At 59.6% G+C, this 3,065-nt stretch carries 2 protein-coding genes; both read right to left on the bottom strand.

The features are described from left to right. Positions 1-139 precede the first annotated feature (139 nt). Complete coding sequence (locus tag DU29_RS0117535; RefSeq protein WP_028622844.1) at positions 140-1,789, bottom strand: cyclic peptide export ABC transporter; 1,650 nt, start codon at positions 1,787-1,789, stop codon at positions 140-142. A 239-nt stretch (positions 1,790-2,028) separates the two neighbouring features. Continuing rightward, positions 2,029-2,907 (bottom strand): dihydropyoverdine dehydrogenase, encoded by an 879-nt coding sequence (gene pvdO, locus DU29_RS0117530; protein WP_028622843.1) that lies wholly within the window; start codon positions 2,905-2,907, stop codon positions 2,029-2,031. Positions 2,908-3,065 lie beyond the last annotated feature (158 nt).

Below are 3,065 nucleotides of genomic sequence, written 5' to 3'. Positions count from 1 at the left end.
GGCGAGGGGGCTTGCCCCCGTTGGGCGGCGGAGCGGGCCTCTGCGCCAGTCAGTCATACCGGGCAACAGGTTTTACGACTGCTGCGCAGCCAAGCGGGGGCAAGCCCCCTCGCCACAGATTATCTCTCGGGTGCAGCAATCAGGCCGGTGCCAGCTCAGTGACGACCCGTCCGCTTTCCATCCGCACCAACTGGTCTGCGACGTCGAAGTAACGGTCATCGTGGGAGATCACGATGATGGTTTTGCCCAGGCGCTTGAGGTCGGGCAGCAACTCTGTATAGAAAATCCTGCGGAAGGTCGGGTCCTGGTCGGCCGCCCATTCGTCGAACACCAGCACCGGACGCTCTTCGAGCCAGGCATTGACCAACGCCAGGCGTTTACGCTGGCCGGTGGAGAGATCGGTAGTGGTGAAGTTGCCGTCCTTGACGCTGACCTTGTGCGCGATCTCCAGGCGTCGCAGGTATTGGTTGGCATCTTCGGGGATGTGCTGATCGCCCTGAACCACGTCGTCGAACAGATAATAGTCAGCGAAAATCGTGGTGAACAACTGGCGATAGTCATCACGGTTTTGCGCATCGATCACCTCGCCGTTGACGCGGATCTCGCCTCGTTGCGGCGTGTACAGGCCCAGCAGCAGCTTGATCAGCGTGGTCTTGCCGCAACCGTTTTCGCCGACAATGAAGGTGATATCGCCCTGCTTGATCGTCAGGTTGACCGGCCCGAGCTGGAATGGCGCGGCGCCTTCGGCAGCCGGGAAGGTGAAACGCACATCGACCAGTTTCAGCTCATGCACGGCTTGCTTTACGTTGCCCTTATCGCTGAGCAACAAGTGCGGTTCGGGGGTGGAAAACTGTTCGGACAACTCGGCAATCCGGCGGAAGGCAATCTGCGCACGGCTGACAATCGGCAATGTGCTGATCAAATGTTCCAGCGGGCCTTTCATGTACAGCAGCACCAGCACGAAGCCACTCATGACGGTCTTGTCGGCACTTGGCCAAAAGGATTGCAGCGCCAGCACCAGGCCGATGACCACGAAAAACAGCATCGAGCCGAAGGTTTTGGCGATGACGAAGGTATTGACCGAGCGGACCTGGGTCTTGCAGATGAATTCGGCTGTGGCCTGGATACCCGAAACAAACATGCGCTGGCGACGCGGACGGTGGATGCGCAATTCCTTGGCGCCATCGGCAATTGCGTTGTAATGCTTTTGCAGCTCGTCTTCAGCATCACGGGCGGCCATGAAACCCTGCACACCTTTGCTCTGGGCGTAAGCCTGGATTGCACTGCCGATCAGGATTGCGGCGACCATGATCAGGAACATCGGCCATGAAAGGATGGCGAGGTAGCCCATGCAGCCCAGCGTCACGGTGAGGGAAATCGCCAGTGGGGCGAAGGCGAAGGCGAAGTCGCTGATGGTGTCGACGTCGTGGGTCAGTACAGGAATCAAGCGATGGCTGCGATAGCGTTCGATTTGTTCGATCGGTGCCGACAGAACCTTTTCACCGAGCTGTTTGCGCAATTTGGCGATGATGTGCTGGCCGACGTAATTGGTGCCGATGTCCGAACAGATCGAACTCAAGAGCGCCAGCAGGCACAGGCCGGCGAACAAGGTGACCACGCCTTGGGTCAGGCCGGTGTCCGAATGCAGGGCATTGTTGATGGTCGCCAGCAGCACCGTGACGCTCAAGCCGCCGACCATGCCCAGAAAAATGGACGCGGCGACGATGAGCCGGAACGGTTTCAACAAAGCGAACAACTCGCCGATGGCGCCACGGGGAGGTTGGGTCATGGAAGACAGTTCCTTGGGTATAAAGGCAGATACCCAGTAGAACGTCTGGTCGAGTGGGGAATTTACAAGGTGGCCGATTGGCGGTGAGAGGCGGCGGGGCAATTGCTGGGATCACTGACACGAACCATTTCCCTGTTGGAGCGAGCCTGCTCGCGATGACAGACTTCCAATCGATACAAATGTCGACTGTGAGTCCGCCATCGCGAGCAGGCTCGCTCCCACAGGTTAAGAGGTGTGGTTTACAGATCACGCACGATGCGGAACCCGATCCAGTCGCCACGCTCCTGCGGGTACTGGCTGTTGCGGTTGCCGGAGCGAGAGAACACTGGCGCTTCGCCCCAGTCGTTGCCGCGTATGCGCACGGCTTCGCAGTCGGGCTCGACCCACGCGCTGCCGTCGGTTGGAGCGCCAATGTAGTTGGGGTGCTCGCAGTCTTCGACCCATTCATAGACATTGCCGTGCATGTCGTACAGGCCAAATGCGTTGGGTGGATAGCTGCCGGCCGGCGAGCTGTAGCTATAACCGTCCGCTGGACCGTAGGTATTGGCATGCTGACTGATGCTGTATTCCTTGCCCTCATCGAACGGGAACGGGAAAGGTCCTGCAGTGCCGCCTCGCGCGGCGTATTCGCGCTGGGCCTCGCTAACCATGTGGTAATTCTGCCCGGTCTTTTTCGAGAGCCAGGTGACGTAGTCTTTCACGTCATCAAAGTTCATGCACACCGCCGGTTGCCGCGGACCTTGCGGGTAACGCGGTTTGCTCGCGACGCATTCTCGACCCGGCCGCGTATCGCCGTTAGCGATGGTTACGCCGCTCTCGCGCACGTAGCTTTCCCATTCACCGGCGGTGACCTGGAATCGGCTCATGGCGAACGGTTTGGCAAAGGTCACCTTGTGCATCGGGCTTTCGTCCGGTTCACGACCGACTTCTGCGTCCGGCGTGCCCATGATGAAGGTTCCGGCCGGCAGCACGACCATTTCCGGGCAGTCTCGGCAGTCCTTGAATACCTTTCCGGGTTGCGGGGCGGCAGCGGCGTGGGCGGTGGCCGGCAGCAGACCGGCGAGGAGCGTAGTGAGGGCCAGAGCTTTGAGGGGTATGCTTAAAAAATCTCGGTTCATCTGTCGTCTCGATTTAATAGAAAACGGGGTCACTCGGTGATGGGCTTCTGTGGCGAGGGGGTTTACCCCCGTTGGGTGGCGCAGCCGGCCCAGCATTTCTTCAGATACATTGTGCCAGCAGGTCTTGCGACTGCTTCGCAGCCGAACGGGGGTAAACC

This window comes from Pseudomonas sp. Ant30-3 (assembly GCF_000690905.1).
In the GTDB taxonomy this organism is placed as follows: domain Bacteria; phylum Pseudomonadota; class Gammaproteobacteria; order Pseudomonadales; family Pseudomonadaceae; genus Aquipseudomonas.
This window is presented reverse-complemented; position numbering and strand designations above follow the sequence as displayed.

Excerpts from the sequence above, each read along its gene's own strand:
- DU29_RS0117535 (WP_028622844.1), bottom strand. The coding sequence starts at position 1,789 with ATGACCCAACCTCCCCGTGGCGCCATCGGCGAGTTGTTCGCTTTGTTG.
- pvdO (WP_028622843.1), bottom strand. The coding sequence starts at position 2,907 with ATGAACCGAGATTTTTTAAGCATACCCCTCAAAGCTCTGGCCCTCACT.